This window comes from Pseudomonas sp. ANT_J28 (assembly GCF_008370005.1).
Taxonomy (GTDB): Bacteria; Pseudomonadota; Gammaproteobacteria; order Pseudomonadales; family Pseudomonadaceae; genus Aquipseudomonas; species Aquipseudomonas frigoris.
Genome location: NZ_VOBM01000025.1, coordinates 40361 through 60013 on the forward strand (window position 1 = coordinate 40361; position 19653 = coordinate 60013).

The window sequence follows — 19653 nt, forward strand, 5'->3', positions numbered from 1 at the left end:
GTAATGATCGAAACCCTCACGCAAGTTTGTCGCGCTTTGTCATTCCCTGTTACCGAATCCCCCTGGATAGAAGCTTTTACCCCGTCATGTTCCTCAACATGGCCCGGCTTGGGCCTTGGGCGCTTGGCCTTTGCAGTGATATAGTTCGCCGCCAGTTCGGCCTGCCCGGGAGGGATGTGCTTTCGCTAGAAAGTCAGGCGTCCGAGTGAGAGGCTGCATCGCAAGGAGTTTAGATGAGTGCCGATAAAGCCTACGCGGTCGAGCTGAAGGGACTGACCTTCAAGCGCGGAACGCGCAGCATTTTCAATAACGTCGATATACGTATCCCGCGCGGCAAGGTCACCGGCATCATGGGGCCTTCCGGGTGTGGCAAGACCACGCTTTTGCGGCTGATGGGCGCACAGTTGCGGCCCACCAAAGGCGAAGTCTGGGTCAATGGACAGAACCTGCCGAAACTGTCGCGCAGTGATCTGTTCGATGCGCGAAAGCACATGGGCGTGCTGTTTCAGAGTGGTGCGCTGTTCACCGATCTCGATGTGTTCGAGAACGTCGCCTTTCCGCTACGCGTTCATACCGAATTGCCGGAAGAAATGATCCGGGACATTGTCCTGCTCAAATTGCAGGCCGTGGGCTTGCGTGGCGCCATCGACCTGATGCCTGACGAGTTGTCCGGCGGCATGAAGCGTCGTGTCGCTCTGGCCCGGGCGATTGCCCTGGATCCGCAAATTCTCATGTATGACGAGCCCTTTGTCGGCCAGGACCCCATCGCCATGGGTGTGCTTGTGCGTCTGATCCGCCTGCTCAACGATGCGCTGGGCATCACCAGTATCGTGGTCTCCCACGACCTGGCCGAGACCGCGAGCATCGCCGACTACATCTATGTCGTCGGCGAAGGCCAGGTGTTGGGGCAGGGCACTCCCGAGGAGCTGATGAACTCGCAGGAGCCACGCATCCGTCAATTCATGACAGGCGAGCCTGACGGTCCGGTCGCCTATCACTTTCCAGCGACGGATTACCGCGCAGATCTTCTGGGGCAGCGTTGATGCGCAAGATTTCACTAATAGAACGGGTTCGCCGGTTCGGCCACTCTGGCATTGACGTGCTGGGGGTGTTCGGCCGTTCGGCGATATTCCTGTTTCATGCCTTGCTTGGCCGTGGCGGCATTGGCGGCGGTTTTGGCTTGCTGATCAAGCAACTGCATTCGGTGGGCGTAATGTCCCTGGTGATCATCGTGGTCTCCGGGGTATTCATCGGCATGGTGCTGGCGCTGCAAGGCTTCAACATTCTATCCAGCTATGGTTCTGAACAGGCGGTCGGCCAGATGGTTGCGCTGACGCTGTTGCGTGAACTGGGCCCCGTGGTCACGGCATTGCTGTTCGCCGGGCGCGCCGGTTCGGCATTGACTGCCGAAATCGGCAACATGAAGTCCACCGAGCAGTTGTCCAGTCTGGAAATGATTGGTGTCGACCCGCTCAAGTACATCATTGCCCCGCGCCTGTGGGCCGGCTTCATTTCCCTGCCGGTGCTGGCGATGATTTTCAGCGTGGTGGGGATCTGGGGTGGTTCGTGGGTGGCCGTCGACTGGCTGGGTGTCTATGAAGGTTCCTATTGGTCCAACATGCAGAACAGCGTGACCTTTGCAGACGATGTGCTCAACGGCATCATCAAAAGCGTCGTTTTCGCCTTTGTCGTGACCTGGATCGCCGTATTCCAAGGCTATGACTGCGAGCCCACTTCCGAGGGGATCAGTCGTGCCACTACCAAGACCGTGGTGTATGCCTCTTTGGCTGTACTCGGCCTGGACTTTATTCTGACCGCCTTGATGTTTGGAGATTTCTGATGCAAAACCGCACCCTGGAAATCGGTGTCGGCCTTTTCTTGCTGGCTGGCATCCTGGCTTTGCTGTTGCTGGCGTTGCGGGTGAGTGGCCTGTCCCCGAGCGCAACCACCGACACTTATAAACTTTATGCGTATTTCGACAATATCGCCGGTTTGACGGTCAGAGCTAAAGTGACCATGGCCGGTGTGACCATCGGCAAGGTCACGGCGATCGATCTGGATCGCGACAGTTTCACCGGTCGAGTGACCATGCAGCTGGAAAAGCGCGTAGATAACCTGCCGACTGACTCCACTGCATCTATCCTGACCGCTGGACTGTTGGGCGAGAAGTACATCGGGCTCAGCGTGGGCGGGGAAGAAACCTTGCTCAAGGAGGGTGCAACCATCCACGACACGCAGTCGTCGCTGGTACTCGAAGATCTGATCGGTAAGTTTCTGCTCAATACCGTTAGTAAAGACGCCAAATGAGGAGCTTTTGAATGATCTCTACCTTGCGACGTGGCCTGTTGGTATTACTCTCGGCCCTGCCTTTGATGGCTAACGCCGTGGCGGCGCCTTCTGCGCACGAACTTGTACGGGACACCACCAATCGGTTGCTTGCCGATCTGGCGACCAATAAAGAGAAGTACAAGCAGGATCCGAAAGACTTTTATGCCGCGCTGGACAACATCGTCGGACCTGTTGTGGATGCCGAGGGCATTTCCAAGAGCATCATGACGGTTAAATACTCGCGCAAAGCCACGCCTGCGCAAATGAAGACCTTTGAAGAAAACTTCAAAAAGGGTCTGTTCCAGTTCTATGGCAACGCTTTGCTCGAATACAACAATCAGGGGATCGTCGTAGACCCTGCCAAGGATGAGTCGGGAGACCGTACAAGCGTTGGCATGACGGTCAAGGGCACCAATGGTGCGGTCTATCCTGTGTCTTACACACTCGAAAAGATCAATGGCGAGTGGAAACTGCGCAACGTAATCATTAACGGCATTAACATCGGCAAGCTGTTCCGCGATCAGTTCGCTGATGCGATGCAGCGCAATGGCAACGACCTGGACAAGACCATCAATGGTTGGGCCGGGGAAGTCGCCAAAGCCAAGGAAGCCAGCCAGAAGCAAACAACCGAGACGCAAGCTCAATGAGTGTGTCGGCCATTCGCATGAGCGAATCCGGCGAGCTGACGCTTAGCGGCATGCTGGATTACCGCACTGGCCCCGGTTTGCGCAAGCAGGGGCAGGCGCTGATCAAATCCAGCAAGGCCGCTGCACTGGTGGTCGATTGCTCGGCAGTGTTGAAGTCCAGCAGTGTCGGCTTGTCGCTGCTGCTGTGCTTCATGCGTGATGCAGAGGCGGCCGGCAAGGCGCTGAGCATCCGCGGGATGCCAGAAGACATGCGCGAAATCGCTCAGGTCAGCGAATTGACCGAGTTGTTGGCGCATCCCTAACCGCATCTATAAAGAAGCCCCCCGTCAGAGTCCTGCTTCGCGGGGTTCGCAGGCGCGGGGCTTTTTTGTATGATGTCCGACCCGCGCACACAGGGCGCCGATTGAGGTTGAGCATGCAGGCCGTAGAAGTGAAGAGCTTCCTTGAAGGAAAGCTGCCAGGAACCCTAGTAGAAGTCGAGGGCGAAGGCTGCAACTTTCAGCTGAACGTGATTAGCGATGAACTGGCGGCGTTGAGCCCGGTGAAGCGTCAGCAGCAGATCTATGCCCATTTGAACCCATGGATCACCGATGGCAGCATCCATGCGGTCACTATGAAATTTTTCAGCAGCGCGGCCTGGGCCGAGCGCACCTGAGCCCAAGGGCGTCGAGATTCTTATGGATAAATTGATAATTACCGGTGGCGTTCGTCTTGATGGCGAAATCCGCATCTCCGGGGCAAAGAACTCTGCCCTGCCGATCCTGGCTGCAACCCTGCTGTGCGATGGCCCGGTGACCGTGGCCAACCTGCCGCACCTGCACGACATCACCACTATGATCGAGCTGTTCGGTCGTATGGGCATAGAGCCGGTGATCGACGAGAAACTCAGCGTCGAAATCGACCCGCGCACCATCAAGACCCTGATCGCTCCGTACGAACTGGTGAAAACCATGCGTGCGTCGATCCTGGTGCTGGGCCCGATGGTTGCCCGTTTCGGTGAAGCCGAAGTCGCACTGCCTGGTGGTTGCGCCATTGGTTCGCGTCCGGTTGACCTGCACATTCGTGGCCTCGAAGCCATGGGCGCGGTCATCGACGTCGAAGGCGGCTACATCAAGGCCAAGGCGCCTGAAGGTGGCCTGCGCGGTGCGCACTTCTTCTTCGACACCGTCAGTGTGACCGGTACCGAAAACATCATGATGGCGGCCGCTCTGGCCAAGGGCCGCAGCGTTCTGGCAAACGCCGCTCGCGAGCCTGAAGTCATCGACCTGGCGAACTTCCTGATCGCCATGGGCGCCAAGATCACTGGTGCCGGGACTGACACCATCACCATCGATGGCGTCGAGCGTCTGCACCCGACCACTTACAAAGTGATGCCTGACCGTATCGAGACCGGCACTTACCTGGTCGCAGCTGCTGTGACCGGCGGCCGTGTGAAGGTCAAGGATACGGATCCGACCATCCTCGAAGCCGTTCTTGAGAAACTCAAGGAATCGGGTGCCGAAATCACCTGCGGCGAAGACTGGATCGAGCTGAACATGCACGGTAAGCGGCCAAAAGCCGTTAACGTGCGCACCGCTCCATACCCGGCGTTCCCGACCGACATGCAGGCGCAGTTCATCTCCCTCAACGCCATTGCCGAAGGCACCGGTGCCGTGATCGAGACGATCTTCGAAAACCGCTTCATGCACGTTTACGAACTGCACCGCATGGGCGCCAAGATCCAGGTCGAAGGCAACACTGCCATCGTCACCGGTACCGAAAAGCTCAAGGGCGCGCCAGTCATGGCCACCGACCTGCGTGCTTCGGCCAGCCTGGTGATCTCGGCGTTGATCGCTGAAGGTGACACCTTGATCGACCGCATCTACCACATCGACCGTGGTTACGAGTGCATCGAAGAGAAACTGCAGATGCTCGGCGCCAAGATCCGCCGCGTACCGGGCTAGTTTCTGTTGCATGGGCACAGGGACGTGCCCGTTGGTTTCGTTTCAAATCGAGGGTGTCTTTTCATTATTGAGAAAGCCCTCGAAGTGTGTCCGGCGCCATTTGCGACCGGGCATCAGTAGCCTGATAAGGACTGACGTTTCCCATGTTGACCATCGCACTGTCCAAGGGCCGCATCCTTGACGACACCCTGCCGCTTCTGGCTGAAGCGGGCATCGTGCCGACCGAGAATCCGGACAAGAGCCGCAAGCTGATCATCCCCACGACCCAGGCCGATGTACGTCTGCTGATCGTACGCGCCACCGATGTGCCGACTTACGTCGAACATGGTGCCGCGGACCTGGGCGTCGCGGGTAAAGATGTGCTGATGGAATACGGCGGCCAGGGCTTGTACGAGCCGTTGGACCTGCGAATTGCCCTCTGCAAGCTGATGACCGCCGGCCGTGTCGGCGATGTCGAGCCCAAGGGCCGCTTGCGGGTGGCGACCAAGTTCGTCAACGTTGCCAAGCGCTACTATGCCGAGCAGGGCCGTCAGGTCGACATCATCAAGCTCTATGGCTCGATGGAACTGGCGCCGCTGATCGGTCTGGCAGACAAGATCATCGACGTGGTCGACACCGGCAACACCCTGCGCGCCAATGGTCTGGAACCCCAGGATTTCATTGCCGACATCAGCTCCCGGCTGATCGTCAACAAGGCTTCGATGAAAATGCAGCACGCCCGTATCCAGGCGTTGATCGACACCCTGCGCAAGGCAGTGGAGTCTCGACACCGCGGCTGATTTACCAGCGCGACGTTAAGTCGCGCCCGTCTATCCGCCTCATAGCCAGAATTCTCAGGTGCCCAAGCGGATCGATGGTGGGGAAGGTGCGCCGACGCTTGATAATGAATCGCGCCTTACTCCAAAAGGCAACTTATGGCAGTAGAAGATTTTTTTCTCAGAAGTAAGAAGCGCGTAGCGGCTTGCCTTTTGGAGCAAGGCCCTACGGGTTGGCACTGTGGTCGCGTCAGGCTGCGTTGCGGGACTCGGTAAGGAAACAACCCTTACCTTCGTCCCGCAACGCAGCCTGACGTGACCACAGTACCAACGCGATTCATTATTAAACGTCAGCGCACCTTCGGGTACCTGAGTTTTCGCCATTCCTATGAGGCTCTCGCTATGACCGCACCGACTGCAATTCGCCGACTCAACGCTGCTGACCCGGATTTCGCACATCATCTGGATCATTTGCTGAGCTGGGAAAGTGTGTCTGACGACTCGGTCAATCAGCGGGTGCTGGACATCATCAAGGCCGTGCGCGAGCGTGGCGATGCGGCGCTGGTGGAGTTCACCCAGAAGTTCGACGGCCTGCAGGTCGCGTCCATGGCGGACCTGATCCTGCCTCGCGAACGCCTGGAACTGGCCCTGACCCGAATCACTGTGCCTCAGCGTGAAGCGCTGGAAAAAGCCGCGTCCCGAGTACGCAGCTACCACGAGAAACAGAAGCAGGATTCCTGGAGCTACACCGAAGCCGACGGCACCGTGCTGGGCCAGAAGGTCACGCCGCTGGATCGCGCCGGCCTGTATGTACCGGGCGGCAAGGCGTCTTATCCGTCCTCGGTACTGATGAACGCGATTCCGGCCAAGGTGGCCGGTGTGACCGAAGTGGTCATGGTGGTACCGACGCCTCGTGGTGAAATCAATGAGCTGGTGCTGGCTGCGGCTTGCATCGCTGGCGTCGACCGCGTGTTCACCATCGGCGGCGCTCAAGCGGTCGCCGCGCTGGCTTACGGCACCGAAAGCGTGCCGAAGGTCGACAAGGTGGTCGGTCCGGGCAACATCTACGTCGCCACGGCCAAGCGCCACGTGTTTGGCCAGGTCGGCATCGACATGATCGCCGGCCCCTCCGAAATCCTCGTGGTGTGCGACGGTAAGACCGATCCGGACTGGATTGCCATGGACCTGTTCTCCCAGGCCGAGCACGACGAAGACGCCCAGGCGATTCTGGTCAGCCCGGACGCCGAGTTCCTCGACAAGGTCGCCGACAGCATCGCCAAACTGCTGCCGACCATGGAACGCGCCGAGATCATCGAAACCTCGATCAACGGCCGCGGCGCGCTGATCAAGGTACGCGACATGGAACAAGCCATCGAGGTGGCCAACCGCATCGCGCCGGAACACCTTGAGTTGTCCGTTGCTGATCCGCAGGCCTGGCTGCCGAAGATTCGCCACGCTGGCGCGATCTTCATGGGCCGTCACACCTCCGAAGCCTTGGGCGACTACTGTGCCGGTCCGAACCACGTGTTGCCAACCTCCGGCACCGCGCGTTTCTCCTCGCCACTGGGTGTGTACGACTTCCAGAAGCGTTCGTCGATCATCTTCTGCTCTGAGCAGGGGGCGTCGGAACTGGGCAAAACCGCTTCCGTGCTGGCCCGTGGCGAGTCGCTGACCGCTCACGCGCGCAGTGCCGAATACCGCATCGTTGACGAAGACTCTCTACAAGGGCAGGGGAACTGAAGATGAGTAAATTCTGGAGCCCGTTCGTCAAGAATCTGGTGCCTTATGTGCCGGGCGAGCAACCGAAACTGGCGAAGCTGGTGAAGCTCAACACCAACGAAAACCCGTACGGACCATCGCCAAAAGCCTTGGCGGCGATGCAGACCGAACTGAATGACAATTTGCGTCTGTACCCGGACCCGAACAGTGATGTGCTCAAGCAAGCAGTCGCCAAGTACTACGGCGTGCAGAGCAATCAGGTGTTTCTCGGCAATGGTTCCGATGAAGTCCTGGCGCACATCTTTCACGGTTTGCTGCAACACGATCAGCCGCTACTGTTCCCGGACATCAGCTACAGCTTCTATCCGGTTTACTGCGGGTTGTACGGCATTGCCTTCGACGCGGTGCCGCTGGACGAGCAGTTCCAGATCAACCCGGCGGACTACGCCAAGCCGAACGGCGGGATCATCTTCCCTAATCCGAACGCACCGACTGGTTGCCTGTTAGCGCTGGATGCCGTGGAGCAAATCCTCAAGGCCAACCCGGATTCGGTAGTCGTGGTCGATGAGGCTTACATCGATTTCGGCGGTGAGACGGCGATCAGCCTGGTGGACCGTTATCCGAACCTGCTGGTAACCCAGACCCTGTCCAAGTCCCGTTCGCTGGCCGGCCTGAGGGTTGGGCTGGCGGTGGGGCATCCGGACTTGATCGAGGCGCTGGAGCGGATCAAGAACAGCTTCAACTCTTATCCGATTGATCGCCTCGCGAATGTCGGTGCAGCCGCAGCGTTCGAAGATCGTGAGTACTTCGACAACACCTGCCGGTTGGTCATCGAGCATCGTGAAAAGGTGGTTGCGCAGCTGGAGTCGAAGGGATTTGAAGTGTTGCCGTCGGCGGCGAACTTCATTTTCGCTCGTCATCCGAAACACGATGCGGCAGCGCTGGCGGCGAAGTTGCGCGAGCAAGGCGTGATCGTTCGGCACTTCAAGCAGGAACGGATTGCCCAGTTCCTGCGGATCTCGATCGGCACGCCGGAGCAGAATCAGGCGTTGATCGACGGCCTGGGTGACCTGTAAGGCATACCCGATCCTGTGGGAGCGTGGCTTGCCCGCGATAAACGATAACGCGGTCTACCTATTGCACCGCGGTGTCCCCATCGCGGGCAAGCCACGCTCCCACAAGGGTTGGTGGGTTACTCGTGATGCGGTTCGCCAAGGAAGGTCAGTGACGTGAACAGCCCGCGCGTCGCCACATCAGGGTTGTCCTTCAGCGGAATCTCCATCTGCGCCGCAATTACATTCAATCCTTCATTACGCACCAATACTTGCGCCCGACCTTCTGCATCGGTCTCGGTGCTTAACGTATTCGGAGCGCTGCGATAGTCGCCCACCAGCTTCACGCCCGCCGCCGGTTTACCGTCCAATAGCACTCGAACCGGCAACGACTTGCCCGGCCCCACGGTCAGCGGATCAACCTCCGGCAGAATCAGCAATTTCATCTGATCGAGCTTCGGCAGTTTCGCCCCCGGCTGGTATATCGCCAGGCTGTACTTGAAGGTCTGGGTCGACTCAATAGCCCCCGGCACTTTGCTGCGTCCTTCGTTGATCCATTTCTTGTCCGCCGTTTGCGACCACATGCCATTGTTCAGCGCCACCGCCATCACGGCAGGTGGCTTCAGTGATTGCAGGCGCGCGTGATCGGCCAGGCGCTGCACGGTCACCGGGATCATTTTGCCGTTGACGTCATACGCCCAGGCGCCGCTGATTTTCTGTGCCTTGAAGGTATTGTCTTCGGCACCGTGGCCGTAGATGACTTCGATGTTGCCGCGACGTTGTTCGGTCCAGAGACCATGGGCCGAGACTTGGGTTGCGAACAACAAGCCGAGCAGCGCCAGAGGTTTGAGCTGTTGCATGGGAACTTCCTTTTACAGATTGAGTGTCAGGCTGACGGTGAAATTGCGCGGCTCGCCGGGGTTGACCCAGTAGTTGCCGTAGGAGCGCTCGAAGTATTTCTCGTCGAAAAGGTTGTTCAGGTTCAGGCCCACGGTGACGTTTTCGCTGGCCTTGTAATGCGCCAGCAGGTCGACGGTGTGGTAGGCCGGCAGTTCGAAATCGCTGCCGGCTTCACCCGAGCGATCACCGACATACGTGAATGCCGCGCCGACGTCGGAACCGCGCAAGTGGCCGTCCTGAAATTCATAAACGCCCAACAGACTGCCGCTGCGTTTGGCCACGCCGAGAATTCGGCTGCCGGTGGGAATCACCTTGTCGCCTTGGGTGACTTCGGCGTCGATGTAAGCGAAAGCACCGATCACTCGCACGGCATCGGTCACTTGCCCAGTGACTTGCAGGTCGACACCCTGGCTGCGGGCCTTGCCCATGGCGCGGCTGGAATCGGTGCTTGGATCGAGCGCCAGGACGTTTTCCTTTTCGATATGGAAGGCGGCGAGGGTGGTGCTCATGCGGTCGTCGAACAGCTCGCTCTTGATCCCGACTTCATAACCGACGCCTTCTTCCGGGTTGAAGGATTTGCCGGCGGCGTCCAACCCATTGTTCGGTTTGAACGAAGTGGAGGCGTTGGCGAACAACCCCACTTCGGGCGTCAGTTGGTAGAGCAGCCCGGCCCGCTGGGTCAGTGCGTCGTGGCGCTGGCGGCTGGTCGCGTTGCGGCTGTGATCGTCGATGCTTTGTTCGAAATGCTCGAAGCGCGCACCGAGCATGCCGCGCAGTTTGTCGGTGAAGACGATCTGGTCCTGAAGGTTCAGCGCCTGACTTTCGACATGCTCGAAGAAGTCGGTCCCGGAGCGCGGGCCATCAGGTTTCGGCTGGCCGTAAATCGGCCGATAGATATCGATGGCGTAAGGGCCGCCGGCAATGGTCGTGACCCGTTCGTTCTTGCGAAAATTCTCGTATTCGCTGCCGATCAGCAGTTCGTGTTGCCAGCTGCCGATGTCGAACAAACCGCGCAGTTCGAGTTGGGTGATGCTGTCGTGCCAGTTGGTATCGCGCTCGCGGTAGCGACGGTTGATGGTGTGGCCATCGGCGTTCAAGGGACGGTTTTCGGAGGCGAAGCCCCAGAGCTTGCCTTCCTTGTAATGACTGGCCAGGCGCAGTTTCCAGCTGTCATTGAGCTGATGTTCGAGGGCGGCCTGCAGCAGATTGTTGTGGTTGTCGATGTTGCCGTCGTTGGGTTCGCCAAGGAAGGTCGACCAGGAGACGCCGCTCCGTTTATTGTTCGGCGCTACGATACCGCGATCGAATGTCGAGCTGTGGCGCACGAATTCGCTCTCCACCAACAGGCTGGTGTCCGGGTTCAGTTGCCAGCTGAAGGAAGGCGCAACGAACACACGCTGGCTGTCGACGTGATCGCGGAAGCTGTGGCTGTCCTCGACCGCCAGGTTCACCCGGGACAGAACGTTGCCGTCATCATCCAGCGGTGTGTTGGCGTCCACGGCGGTGCGATAGCGATCCCAGCTGCCGGCGCTGGTTTGCAGTGTGGTGAAGGCTTCTGGCTGGGGTTTTTTGGTGACGATGTTCACCGTACCGCCCGGATCGCCACGACCATAGAGGCTGGCGGCCGGTCCTTTGAGCACTTCTATGCGTTCGATATTGGCCACGTCCGGAGCGCTCGGATAGCCACGGTTGGCGCTGAAACCGTCCTTGTAGAACTCCGACGTGGTAAAGCCGCGCACGCTGTATTCGTAAAGCGTCAGGCCGCCGAAGTTATTCTGCTTCGACACGCCACCGGCAAAATCCAGCGCGCGCTCGACGCTGGTGCTGCCCAGATCCTTGAGCACACTGACGGGAATCACACTGATGGATTGCGGGATATCGCGAATCGCGGTGTCGGTTTTAGTCGCGCTGGAGGAGCGAGTGGCACGGTAGCCCTTGACCGGGCCGGTGGGGGATTCGTAGTCGGAGGTGACGCTGATAGCGTCCAGTTCGAGGGTGCCGGGCTCTTCGGCGAAGACCGGATCGCCCAGCAGGCCGAGGGCAAGACTTGCCACGGAGGCCATTGTTCGAGACGACATGTTATGTTGTTCCAATTGAGATATTGAAACAATATAACATTTCCGATGAGAGTGTCTGCTATTAGCCCGAGATACTCGGGCTAGCGCTTATTCTTCTTCTTTCTCTTTAACCGGTGCCGGTGGCGGACGCAAACCGATCTCGGCGGTGAGCTTGAGCTCTTTGCCGTTGCGCATCACCTGGATCGTGACCTTGTCGGTCGGTTTGATCCGCGCGACCTGGTTCATCGAACGACGACCATCGCCGGCGGGTTCGCCGTCGATGCTGAGGATCACGTCACCCAGTTGCAGGCCGGCCTTCTGCGCCGGACCGTCACGGAAGATCCCTGCAACCACAATCCCCGGGCGCCCCGACAGGCCAAACGATTCCGCCAGTTCCTGGCTCAACGGCTGCACTTCGATACCGAGCCAGCCGCGAATCACCTGGCCGTGTTCGATGATCGACTTCATCACTTCCATCGCCAGCTTCACCGGGATTGCGAAACCGATACCCTGTGAACCGCCGGACTTGGAGAAGATCGCCGTGTTGATGCCGGTCAGGTTGCCGTTTGCATCCACCAGCGCACCGCCGGAGTTGCCGGGGTTGATCGCAGCGTCGGTCTGGATGAAATCTTCGTAGTTGTTCAGGCCCAGTTGATTGCGCCCGGTGGCGCTGATGATGCCCATGGTCACGGTCTGGCCGACGCCGAACGGGTTGCCGATGGCCAGGGCTACGTCGCCGATGCGGATGTTGTCGGAACGCCCGACAGTGATCGATGGCAAGTTCTTCAGATCGATTTTCAGTACTGCAAGGTCGGTTTCCGGATCGCTGCCGATCACCCGGGCCAGGGTTTCACGACCGTCCTTGAGCGCCACCACGATCTGGTCGGCACCGGTGGTCACGTGGTTGTTGGTCAGCAGGTAACCTTCCGGGCTCATGATCACGCCGGAGCCGAGGCTCGACTCCATGCGTTTCTGTTTGGGCGAGTTGTCGCCGAAGAAGCGGCGGAACTGCGGATCCTCGAACAGCGGATGGTTCGGTTTGTTGATGACTTTGGTGGTGTACAGGTTGACCACCGACGGTGCGGCCGTGGTCACTGCGTCGGCATAGGACACCGGACCCTGTTGCATAGTGGTGGTTTGCGGGGCTTGCTGCATGTTGACGTCAAGGCTTGGGAGCCCGACCCACTGCGGGTAACGCTGGATGATTAACAGAGCAATAAGCACGCCGGCCAACAGCGGCCAGCCGGAAAAACGCAGCGCCTTGAGCATTAAGCACGTCCTGAGAGGTTGCAGGCGGTATGAGACCGCCCATAATGTCGCGCATTATACGAGGCGAAGCGTGCCTCTGAACGGGATATTTAGGAGTCTTTTATGGCCGTCGCCCTGAGCACCCTGGTCGAAGAAGCCGACCGTTACCTTAACAGTGCAAAGATTGCCGATTACTGCCCCAACGGGTTGCAGGTCGAAGGCCGGCCGCAGGTCATGCGCATCGTCAGTGGCGTCACCGCCAGCCAGGCGTTGCTCGACGCCGCAGTGGAAGCCAGCGCCGATCTGGTGCTGGTGCATCACGGCTACTTCTGGAAGGGCGAGAATCCGTGCATCACCGGCATGAAGCAACGTCGGTTGAAAACCCTGCTCAAGCACGATATCAGCCTGTTGTCCTACCATCTGCCGCTGGATCTGCACCCGGAAGTCGGCAATAACGTTCAACTGGCACGTCAGCTCGATATCACGGTGGAAGGCCCATTGGATCCGGACAATCTCAAAGTTGTCGGCCTGGTCGGTTCATTGAACGAGCCGGTGACGGCCCGCGATTTTGCCCGTCGCGTACAAGAAGTCATGGGCCGCGAGCCGTTGCTGATCGAAGGTAGCGAGATGATTCGCCGCGTTGGCTGGTGCACCGGTGGCGGTCAGGGGTACATCGATCAGGCCGTGCTGGCGGGCGTCGACTTGTACCTCAGCGGTGAGGCGTCCGAGCAGACCTTCCACAGCGCTCGGGAAAATGACATCAGCTTCATCGCCGCCGGCCATCACGCCACAGAGCGCTATGGCGTGCAGGCACTCGGGGATTATCTGGCGCGGCGTTTTGCCCTTGAGCACATCTTCATTGATTGCCCGAATCCCATCTGACGGCCCAAACGAGGGGGTATATTCATATGCCCTTTCGATCTAGCTTGCGTCCTGATTAGAAGAGGTCGCTGTGCTAGGATTCCCCGCTCGAACACGGCCCGCTGGCCGTCCATAAGATCGTTTTCGTGAGTAGCCATGGTCGACAAACTGACGCATCTGAAACAGCTGGAGGCCGAAAGCATCCACATCATCCGCGAGGTCGCCGCCGAGTTCGATAACCCGGTGATGCTGTACTCCGTCGGTAAAGACTCCGCCGTGATGCTGCACCTTGCGCGCAAGGCATTTTTTCCGGGCAAGCTGCCGTTCCCGGTGATGCACGTCGACACCCGGTGGAAGTTCAAGGAAATGTACGCGTTCCGCGACCGTATGGTTGAAGAACTCGGCCTTGACCTGATCGTGCACGTGAACCCCGATGGCGTCGCGCAGGGCATCAACCCGCTGACCCACGGCAGCGCCAAGCACACCGATATCATGAAAACCGAAGGCCTCAAGCAGGCCCTCGACAAGTATGGTTTCGATGCTGCGTTCGGTGGTGCCCGTCGCGACGAAGAGAAGTCCCGTGCCAAAGAGCGCGTGTATTCCTTCCGCGATACCAAGCACCGCTGGGACCCTAAAAACCAGCGTCCCGAGTTGTGGAATGTCTACAACGGCAAGGTCAACAAGGGCGAATCGATTCGTGTTTTCCCGTTGTCGAACTGGACCGAACTGGACATCTGGCAGTACATCTACCTCGAAGGCATCCCGATTGTGCCGCTGTATTTCGCCGCTGAGCGCGACGTTATCGAGATGAATGGCACCTGGATCATGATCGACGACGAACGCCTGCTCAATCACCTGAGCGACGAAGACAAGGCGCGCATCGTCAAGAAGAAGGTCCGCTTCCGTACCCTCGGCGACTACCCGCTGACCGGTGCGGTCGAGTCCGAGGCCACCAGCCTGACTGACATCATTCAGGAAATGCTCCTGACGCGAACTTCCGAACGCCAGGGCCGGGTCATCGATCACGATGGCGCAGGCTCGATGGAAGAAAAGAAACGTCAGGGTTATTTCTAAGGGGTTGTCATGTCGCACGTATCTGATTTGATCAGCGAGGACATCCTCGCCTACCTGGGCCAGCACGAACGCAAGGAAATGCTGCGCTTTCTGACCTGTGGCAACGTCGACGACGGCAAGAGCACCCTGATCGGGCGCCTGCTGCACGACTCCAAGATGATCTACGAAGATCACCTCGAAGCCATCACCCGCGACTCGAAAAAAGTCGGCACCACCGGCGACGATATCGACCTGGCATTGCTGGTCGACGGCCTGCAGGCCGAGCGGGAGCAGGGCATCACCATTGATGTTGCCTACCGCTACTTCTCCACCGCCAAACGCAAATTCATCATCGCCGACACCCCTGGCCATGAGCAGTACACCCGTAACATGGCCACCGGTGCCTCCACCTGTGACCTGGCGATCATCCTGATCGACGCCCGTTACGGCGTGCAGACCCAGACCCGTCGCCACAGCTTCATCGCCTCGTTGCTGGGCATCAAACACATCGTGGTGGCCGTCAACAAGATGGACATCAATGGTTTTGACCAAAGCGTGTTCGAGTCGATCAAGGCCGATTACCTGAAGTTCGCCGAAGGCATCGCGTTCAAGCCGACCACCATGGCCTTCGTGCCGATGTCGGCGTTGAAAGGCGACAACGTGGTGAACAAGTCCGAGCGCTCGCCGTGGTACACCGGCCAGTCGCTGATGGAAATTCTCGAGACCGTCGAGATCGCCAATGATCGCAACTACACCGACCTGCGTTTCCCGGTGCAGTACGTCAACCGTCCGAACCTGAACTTCCGTGGTTTCGCCGGCACCCTGGCCAGTGGCGTCGTGCACAAGGGCGACGAAGTTGTGGTGCTGCCGTCCGGCAAGAGCAGCCGCGTGAAATCCATCGTTACCTTCGAAGGTGAGCTGGAGCACGCAGGTCCCGGTCAAGCGGTGACGCTGACCATGGAAGACGAAATCGACATCTCCCGCGGCGACTTGCTGGTACACGCCGACAACCTGCCACAAGTGACTGACGCCTTCGACGCCATGCTGGTATGGATGGCCGAAGAGCCGATGCTGCCGGGCAAGAAATACGACATCAAGCGCGCGACCTCGTACGTGCCGGGTTCGATCACCAGCATCGTCAACCGTGTTGACGTGAACACGCTGGAAGAAGGCCCTGCCAGTGCCTTGCAACTGAACGAAATCGGTCGGGTCAAGATCAGCCTCGATGCGGCCATTGCGCTGGACGGTTACGCGAGCAACCGCACCACCGGTTCGTTCATCGTTATCGATCGCTTGACCAACGGCACCGTTGCGGCCGGCATGATCATCGCTCAGCCGTTGAGCCATGGCAGCAGCACGCACCACGGCAAACTGGCGCACGTCGCCACCGAAGAACGCGCCCAGCGTTTCGGCCAGCAACCGGCCACCGTGTTGTTCAGCGGCCTGTCGGGCGCGGGCAAAAGCACCCTGGCCTACGCGGTTGAACGCAAGCTGTTCGACATGGGCCGCGCAGTGTTTGTGCTCGATGGCCAGAACCTGCGTCACGACCTGAACAAAGGTCTGCCACAGGATCGCGCCGGACGTACCGAGAACTGGCGTCGTGCGGCGCACGTTGCGCGTCAGTTCAACGAAGCCGGGTTGCTGACGCTGGCAGCGTTTGTTGCGCCGAGTGCCGAAGGACGTGAACAGGCCAGGGAACTGATCGGCAAGGAACGTCTGCTGACGGTCTACGTCCAGGCCTCTCCGACGGTCTGTGCCGAGCGTGACCCACAAGGCCTGTACGCGGCGGCCGGGGACAACATCCCGGGTGATTCCTTCCCGTACGACGTGCCGCTGGACGCCGACCTTGTGGTCGACACTCAGTCGCTGTCGCTGGAAGAAAGCGTCAAGCAGGTGCTGGATCTGCTGCGTAAGCGCGGCGCGATCTAAGCGTTAGCCGTTAATAAAAAACCCGCCGATGAGTGATCATCGGCGGGTTTTTTTGTGTCCCTGAAATCGTCTTCGACTTGCTCGCGAAGAGGCCGGTATAGACGCCGGATTACTTCGCTGGGTACTCCCGATGCATCTGCTCAAGCAGCGCATCCTTGTCATCCCAAAGCTGATTGATCCAGCCCTGAAACTGCAATCGATACTCGCCGTCCTGGTCGTAGTTCTTGCCGATGAACTGCGGTGGAATCTTCAGTTCCTGAAAGTGCACCACCACATCCTTCACATTCCCGCACAGCAGATCCCAATAGCCGGGACGCCCGGCCGGATAGTGAATGGTCACGTTGACGATGGCTTCCAGTTGCTCACCCATGGCATCCAGCACAAACGCAATGCCGCCAGCCTTCGGTTTGAGCAAGTGGCGGAAAGGCGATTTCTGCTGGGCATGCTTGCCTTCGGTGAAACGCGTGCCTTCGACGAAGTTGAAAATCCCCACCGGGTTATGGCGGAACTTGTCGCAGGTCTTGCGGGTGGTTTCCAGGTCTTTGCCTTTCTTCTCCGGGTGCTTCTCCAGGTAGGCTTTGGAGTAGCGCTTCATGAACGGAAAGCCGAGCGCCCACCACGCCAGACCAATCACCGGCACCCAGATAAGTTCCTGTTTGAGGAAGAACTTCAGCGGGCGAATCTTCCGGTTCAGCACGTACTGCAACACCATGATGTCGACCCAGCTCTGGTGGTTGCTGGTGATCAAATACGAGTGCTGATAGTCCAGGCCTTCCAGGCCGCTGAGTTTCCAGCGCGTGTGTCCGAGCAAATCCATCCAGGCCTTGTTGTTGCTAATCCAGGCTTCGTGGATGTGGCCCATCAGCCAATCGGTAAAACGCTGGGCGGCGGGGAAGGGCAATAGCAGTTTGAAAATCGCCACGATGAACAGCGGTGTGCAGCAGGCAATCGTGTTCAGCGCCAACAGTAGCGAGGCAATCACGCCTCGCAGCGGTGCAGGTAGGGAATCCAGCATTTAAAGATCCAAAGGTCGGTTGGCAGCTTGAATCGCGGTCAACGCGATGGTGTAGACGATATCGTCGACTTGCGCGCCGCGCGGCAGGTCGTTCACCGGTTTGCGCAGGCCTTGCAGCATCGGCCCGAGGCTGACGCAGTCGGCGCTGCGCTGCACCGCTTTGTGGGTGGTGTTGCCGGTATTCAGGTCGGGGAACACGAACACCGTGGCGCGACCGGCCACCTGGCTGTTCGGTGCCAGCTGCTTGGCCACCGTTTCGTTAGCGGCGGCGTCGTATTGCAATGGGCCGTCGATCAGTAGCGAGTTTTGTTGCTCGTGGGCGAGCAATGTCGCTTCGCGAACCTTTTCGACTTCTTCGCCGCTGGCCGATTCACCGCTGGAGTAGCTGATCATCGCCACGCGCGGAGTGATGCCGAAGGCGGCTGCCGAGTCGGCACTTTGCAGGGCGATTTCAGCCAGTTCGCTGGCGCTCGGGTGCGGGTTCATCACGCAGTCGCCGTAGACCAGCACTTCCTCGGGGAAGAGCATGAAGAACACTGACGACACCAGCGTGCAGCCCGGAGCGGTCTTGATCAGTTGCAGGGCCGGGCGGATGGTGTTGGCGGTGGAGTGAATGACCCCGGACACCAATCCGTCGACCTCATCCAGCGCCAGCATCATGGTGCCGATCACCACGGTGTCTTCCAATTGCTGCTCGGCCATCGGTGCGTTGAGGCTTTTGGTTTTGCGCAGGGCGACCATCGGCTCGACGTAGCGCTCGCGAATCAGGTCCGGGTCGAGAATCTCCAACCCTGGCGGCAGCTCGATGCCTTGGGCGCGGGCGACGGCTTCGACGTCCGCCGGTTTCGCCAGCAAGACACAACGGGCAATGCCGCGCGCCTGACAGATCGCCGCGGCTTGCACGGTCAACGGCTCGCTGCCTTCAGGCAGGACGATGCGTTTGTTGGCAGCCTGGGCGCGCTGGATCAATTGATAACGGAACACGGCGGGCGACAGGCGCATTTCCCGTGGCGTGCCGCAGCGTTGGTGCAGCCACTTGGCGTCGAGGTGGCTGGCGACGAAGTCGGTGATAATCTCCGCGCGCTCGCGGTCGTCGATCGGGATTTCCTTGTTCAAACCGTTCAACTGGTTGGCGGTGTCGTAGGAACCGGTGCTCACTGACAACACCGGCAGGCCAGCCTGCAAGGCGCCACGGCACAGGTCCATGATGCGCGGGTCGGGCAAGGTGTCGCTGGTCAGCAACAGCCCGGCCAGCGGCACGCCGTTCATGGCCGCGAGGCTCACGGCGAGGATGATGTCGTCGCGATCACCGGGGGTTACCACCAGCACGCCGGGCTTGAGCAGCTCCACGGTGTTGCGCATGGTGCGGGCGCAGATGATGATTTTGGTCATGCGCCGGGTTTCGTAATCGCCGGCATTGAGAATCTGCGCGCCCATCAGATCGGCGACGTCGCGAGTGCGCGGGGCGTTCAATTCCGGCTGGAACGGGATGCAACCCAGCAGACGGAAATCGCCACTGCGCAGCAATGGCGAATGCTCTTTCAAGCGCGAAGCGAAAGCCTCCATGCTCTCGTCGGTTTTGACCTTGTTGAGGATCACGCCGAGGACTTTCGGGTCTTTCGGACCGCCGAACAATTGCGCTTGCAATTCCACGCGGCCGGACAGTTCGGTCAACACTTCGTTTTCCGGCGCCGAGACCAGGATCACTTCGGCGTCGAGGCTCTTGGCCAAATGCAGATTGACCCGCGCGGCGTAGCTGGCGCTACGGGTCGGGACCATGCCTTCGACGATCAGCACATCTTTGCCGACAGCCGCCTGCTGATAGAGGGTGATGATTTCTTCGAGCAACTCGTCCAGTTGACCGTCGCCGAGCATACGCTCGACGTGCGCCAGACCAAGCGGCTGAGGCGGTTTCAAACCGTGAGTGCGCGCCACCAGTTCAGTGGACCGTTCAGGCCCGGTGTCACCCGGATGCGGCTGGGCAATCGGTTTGAAAAAGCCGACCTTGAGGCCGGCCCGCTCAAGGGTACGCACCAGCCCGAGGCTGATGGAGGTCAGACCCACACCAAAATCGGTGGGCGCGATAAAAAAAGTTTGCATGCGAATTCTCTAAAGGTGCATGGCAATGGTGACGACCTATGTCTGG

At 59.3% G+C, this 19653-nt stretch carries 18 protein-coding genes; 13 read left to right on the plus strand and 5 right to left on the minus strand.

Features of this window, described 5'->3' with window-relative positions:
- Window positions 1-233 precede the first annotated feature (233 nt).
- From FQ187_RS18310 to hisC, 10 genes are all read left to right on the plus strand, one after another.
- The gene (locus FQ187_RS18310) at window positions 234-1043 is read left to right on the plus strand and encodes an ATP-binding cassette domain-containing protein (RefSeq protein WP_008150748.1); all 810 of its coding nucleotides are present in this window, start codon (window positions 234-236) and stop codon (window positions 1041-1043) included.
- A complete protein-coding gene (gene mlaE / locus FQ187_RS18315) occupies window positions 1043-1840 on the plus strand; it encodes a lipid asymmetry maintenance ABC transporter permease subunit MlaE (RefSeq protein WP_149630558.1) in 798 nt (265 codons plus the stop codon). Before FQ187_RS18310 ends, mlaE begins: the two co-directional genes overlap by 1 nt.
- Window positions 1840-2307, plus strand: coding sequence for an outer membrane lipid asymmetry maintenance protein MlaD (gene mlaD, locus FQ187_RS18320; protein ID WP_033057979.1), 468 nt, complete (start codon window positions 1840-1842; stop codon window positions 2305-2307). Before mlaE ends, mlaD begins: the two co-directional genes overlap by 1 nt.
- Window positions 2308-2318: 11 nt before the next feature.
- A complete protein-coding gene (locus FQ187_RS18325) occupies window positions 2319-2975 on the plus strand; it encodes a phospholipid-binding protein MlaC (protein WP_149630559.1) in 657 nt (218 codons plus the stop codon).
- Window positions 2972-3277: a lipid asymmetry maintenance protein MlaB gene (locus tag FQ187_RS18330; RefSeq protein ID WP_008150739.1), complete on the plus strand. Its 306-nt coding sequence runs from the start codon at window positions 2972-2974 to the stop codon at window positions 3275-3277. Before FQ187_RS18325 ends, FQ187_RS18330 begins: the two co-directional genes overlap by 4 nt.
- 113 nt (window positions 3278-3390) lie before the next feature.
- Entirely contained in the window at window positions 3391-3630 is a 240-nt protein-coding gene (locus tag FQ187_RS18335; protein WP_007912386.1) for a BolA family protein, read from the plus strand.
- A gap of 22 nt (window positions 3631-3652) precedes the next feature.
- Window positions 3653-4918, plus strand: a complete 1266-nt coding sequence (gene murA, locus FQ187_RS18340; protein ID WP_046045865.1) for a UDP-N-acetylglucosamine 1-carboxyvinyltransferase — start codon at window positions 3653-3655, stop codon at window positions 4916-4918.
- A gap of 143 nt (window positions 4919-5061) precedes the next feature.
- Window positions 5062-5697, plus strand: a complete 636-nt coding sequence (hisG, locus tag FQ187_RS18345) for an ATP phosphoribosyltransferase (RefSeq protein WP_007901570.1) — start codon at window positions 5062-5064, stop codon at window positions 5695-5697.
- Window positions 5698-6075: 378 nt separating this feature from the next.
- Entirely contained in the window at window positions 6076-7413 is a 1338-nt protein-coding gene (hisD, locus tag FQ187_RS18350) for a histidinol dehydrogenase (protein WP_149630560.1), read from the plus strand.
- Window positions 7414-7415: 2 nt separating this feature from the next.
- Complete coding sequence (gene hisC, locus FQ187_RS18355; RefSeq protein WP_149630561.1) at window positions 7416-8468, plus strand: histidinol-phosphate transaminase; 1053 nt, start codon at window positions 7416-7418, stop codon at window positions 8466-8468.
- 116 nt (window positions 8469-8584) lie between these two features.
- On the opposite strand, the gene FQ187_RS18360 is transcribed toward hisC, so the two are convergent.
- The 3 genes from FQ187_RS18360 to algW all read right to left on the minus strand — a co-directional run bounded on the left by FQ187_RS18360 (window position 8585) and on the right by algW (window position 12670).
- Window positions 8585-9304: a DUF4198 domain-containing protein gene (locus FQ187_RS18360; RefSeq protein ID WP_149630562.1), complete on the minus strand. Its 720-nt coding sequence runs from the start codon at window positions 9302-9304 to the stop codon at window positions 8585-8587.
- Between the two features lie 12 nt (window positions 9305-9316).
- Window positions 9317-11422 (minus strand): TonB-dependent siderophore receptor, encoded by a 2106-nt coding sequence (locus FQ187_RS18365; RefSeq protein ID WP_149630563.1) that lies wholly within the window; start codon window positions 11420-11422, stop codon window positions 9317-9319.
- An 87-nt stretch (window positions 11423-11509) separates the two neighbouring features.
- Window positions 11510-12670, minus strand: coding sequence for a Do family serine endopeptidase AlgW (gene algW / locus FQ187_RS18370; RefSeq protein ID WP_129438464.1), 1161 nt, complete (start codon window positions 12668-12670; stop codon window positions 11510-11512).
- A 102-nt stretch (window positions 12671-12772) separates the two neighbouring features.
- On the opposite strand from algW, the gene FQ187_RS18375 reads away from it, so the two are divergent.
- The 3 genes from FQ187_RS18375 to cysN all read left to right on the plus strand — a co-directional run bounded on the left by FQ187_RS18375 (window position 12773) and on the right by cysN (window position 16492).
- Window positions 12773-13531, plus strand: a complete 759-nt coding sequence (locus tag FQ187_RS18375) for a Nif3-like dinuclear metal center hexameric protein (protein WP_046045869.1) — start codon at window positions 12773-12775, stop codon at window positions 13529-13531.
- A 135-nt stretch (window positions 13532-13666) separates the two neighbouring features.
- Window positions 13667-14584, plus strand: coding sequence for a sulfate adenylyltransferase subunit CysD (gene cysD / locus FQ187_RS18385; RefSeq protein ID WP_131061189.1), 918 nt, complete (start codon window positions 13667-13669; stop codon window positions 14582-14584).
- 9 nt (window positions 14585-14593) lie between these two features.
- Complete coding sequence (gene cysN, locus FQ187_RS18390) at window positions 14594-16492, plus strand: sulfate adenylyltransferase subunit CysN (RefSeq protein WP_149630565.1); 1899 nt, start codon at window positions 14594-14596, stop codon at window positions 16490-16492.
- 109 nt (window positions 16493-16601) lie between these two features.
- On the opposite strand, the gene FQ187_RS18395 is transcribed toward cysN, so the two are convergent.
- Both FQ187_RS18395 and pta read right to left on the minus strand, forming a co-directional pair.
- On the minus strand, window positions 16602-17507 hold the full coding sequence (locus FQ187_RS18395) for an acyltransferase (RefSeq protein ID WP_149630566.1): 906 nt from the start codon (window positions 17505-17507) through the stop codon (window positions 16602-16604).
- Entirely contained in the window at window positions 17508-19607 is a 2100-nt protein-coding gene (pta, locus tag FQ187_RS18400) for a phosphate acetyltransferase (protein ID WP_129438449.1), read from the minus strand.
- Between the last annotated feature and the right edge of the window lie 46 nt (window positions 19608-19653).

Bases quoted from the DNA above. Each gene is read 5' to 3' on its own strand.
- FQ187_RS18310 (WP_008150748.1), top strand. From the start codon at position 234: ATGAGTGCCGATAAAGCCTACGCGGTCGAGCTGAAGGGACTGACCTTC.
- mlaE (WP_149630558.1), top strand. From the start codon at position 1,043: ATGCGCAAGATTTCACTAATAGAACGGGTTCGCCGGTTCGGCCACTCT.
- mlaD (WP_033057979.1), top strand. From the start codon at position 1,840: ATGCAAAACCGCACCCTGGAAATCGGTGTCGGCCTTTTCTTGCTGGCT.
- FQ187_RS18325 (WP_149630559.1), top strand. From the start codon at position 2,319: ATGATCTCTACCTTGCGACGTGGCCTGTTGGTATTACTCTCGGCCCTG.
- FQ187_RS18330 (WP_008150739.1), top strand. From the start codon at position 2,972: ATGAGTGTGTCGGCCATTCGCATGAGCGAATCCGGCGAGCTGACGCTT.
- FQ187_RS18335 (WP_007912386.1), top strand. From the start codon at position 3,391: ATGCAGGCCGTAGAAGTGAAGAGCTTCCTTGAAGGAAAGCTGCCAGGA.
- murA (WP_046045865.1), top strand. From the start codon at position 3,653: ATGGATAAATTGATAATTACCGGTGGCGTTCGTCTTGATGGCGAAATC.
- hisG (WP_007901570.1), top strand. From the start codon at position 5,062: ATGTTGACCATCGCACTGTCCAAGGGCCGCATCCTTGACGACACCCTG.
- hisD (WP_149630560.1), top strand. From the start codon at position 6,076: ATGACCGCACCGACTGCAATTCGCCGACTCAACGCTGCTGACCCGGAT.
- hisC (WP_149630561.1), top strand. From the start codon at position 7,416: ATGAGTAAATTCTGGAGCCCGTTCGTCAAGAATCTGGTGCCTTATGTG.
- FQ187_RS18360 (WP_149630562.1), bottom strand. From the start codon at position 9,304: ATGCAACAGCTCAAACCTCTGGCGCTGCTCGGCTTGTTGTTCGCAACC.
- FQ187_RS18365 (WP_149630563.1), bottom strand. From the start codon at position 11,422: ATGTCGTCTCGAACAATGGCCTCCGTGGCAAGTCTTGCCCTCGGCCTG.
- algW (WP_129438464.1), bottom strand. From the start codon at position 12,670: ATGCTCAAGGCGCTGCGTTTTTCCGGCTGGCCGCTGTTGGCCGGCGTG.
- FQ187_RS18375 (WP_046045869.1), top strand. From the start codon at position 12,773: ATGGCCGTCGCCCTGAGCACCCTGGTCGAAGAAGCCGACCGTTACCTT.
- cysD (WP_131061189.1), top strand. From the start codon at position 13,667: ATGGTCGACAAACTGACGCATCTGAAACAGCTGGAGGCCGAAAGCATC.
- cysN (WP_149630565.1), top strand. From the start codon at position 14,594: ATGTCGCACGTATCTGATTTGATCAGCGAGGACATCCTCGCCTACCTG.
- FQ187_RS18395 (WP_149630566.1), bottom strand. From the start codon at position 17,507: ATGCTGGATTCCCTACCTGCACCGCTGCGAGGCGTGATTGCCTCGCTA.
- pta (WP_129438449.1), bottom strand. From the start codon at position 19,607: ATGCAAACTTTTTTTATCGCGCCCACCGATTTTGGTGTGGGTCTGACC.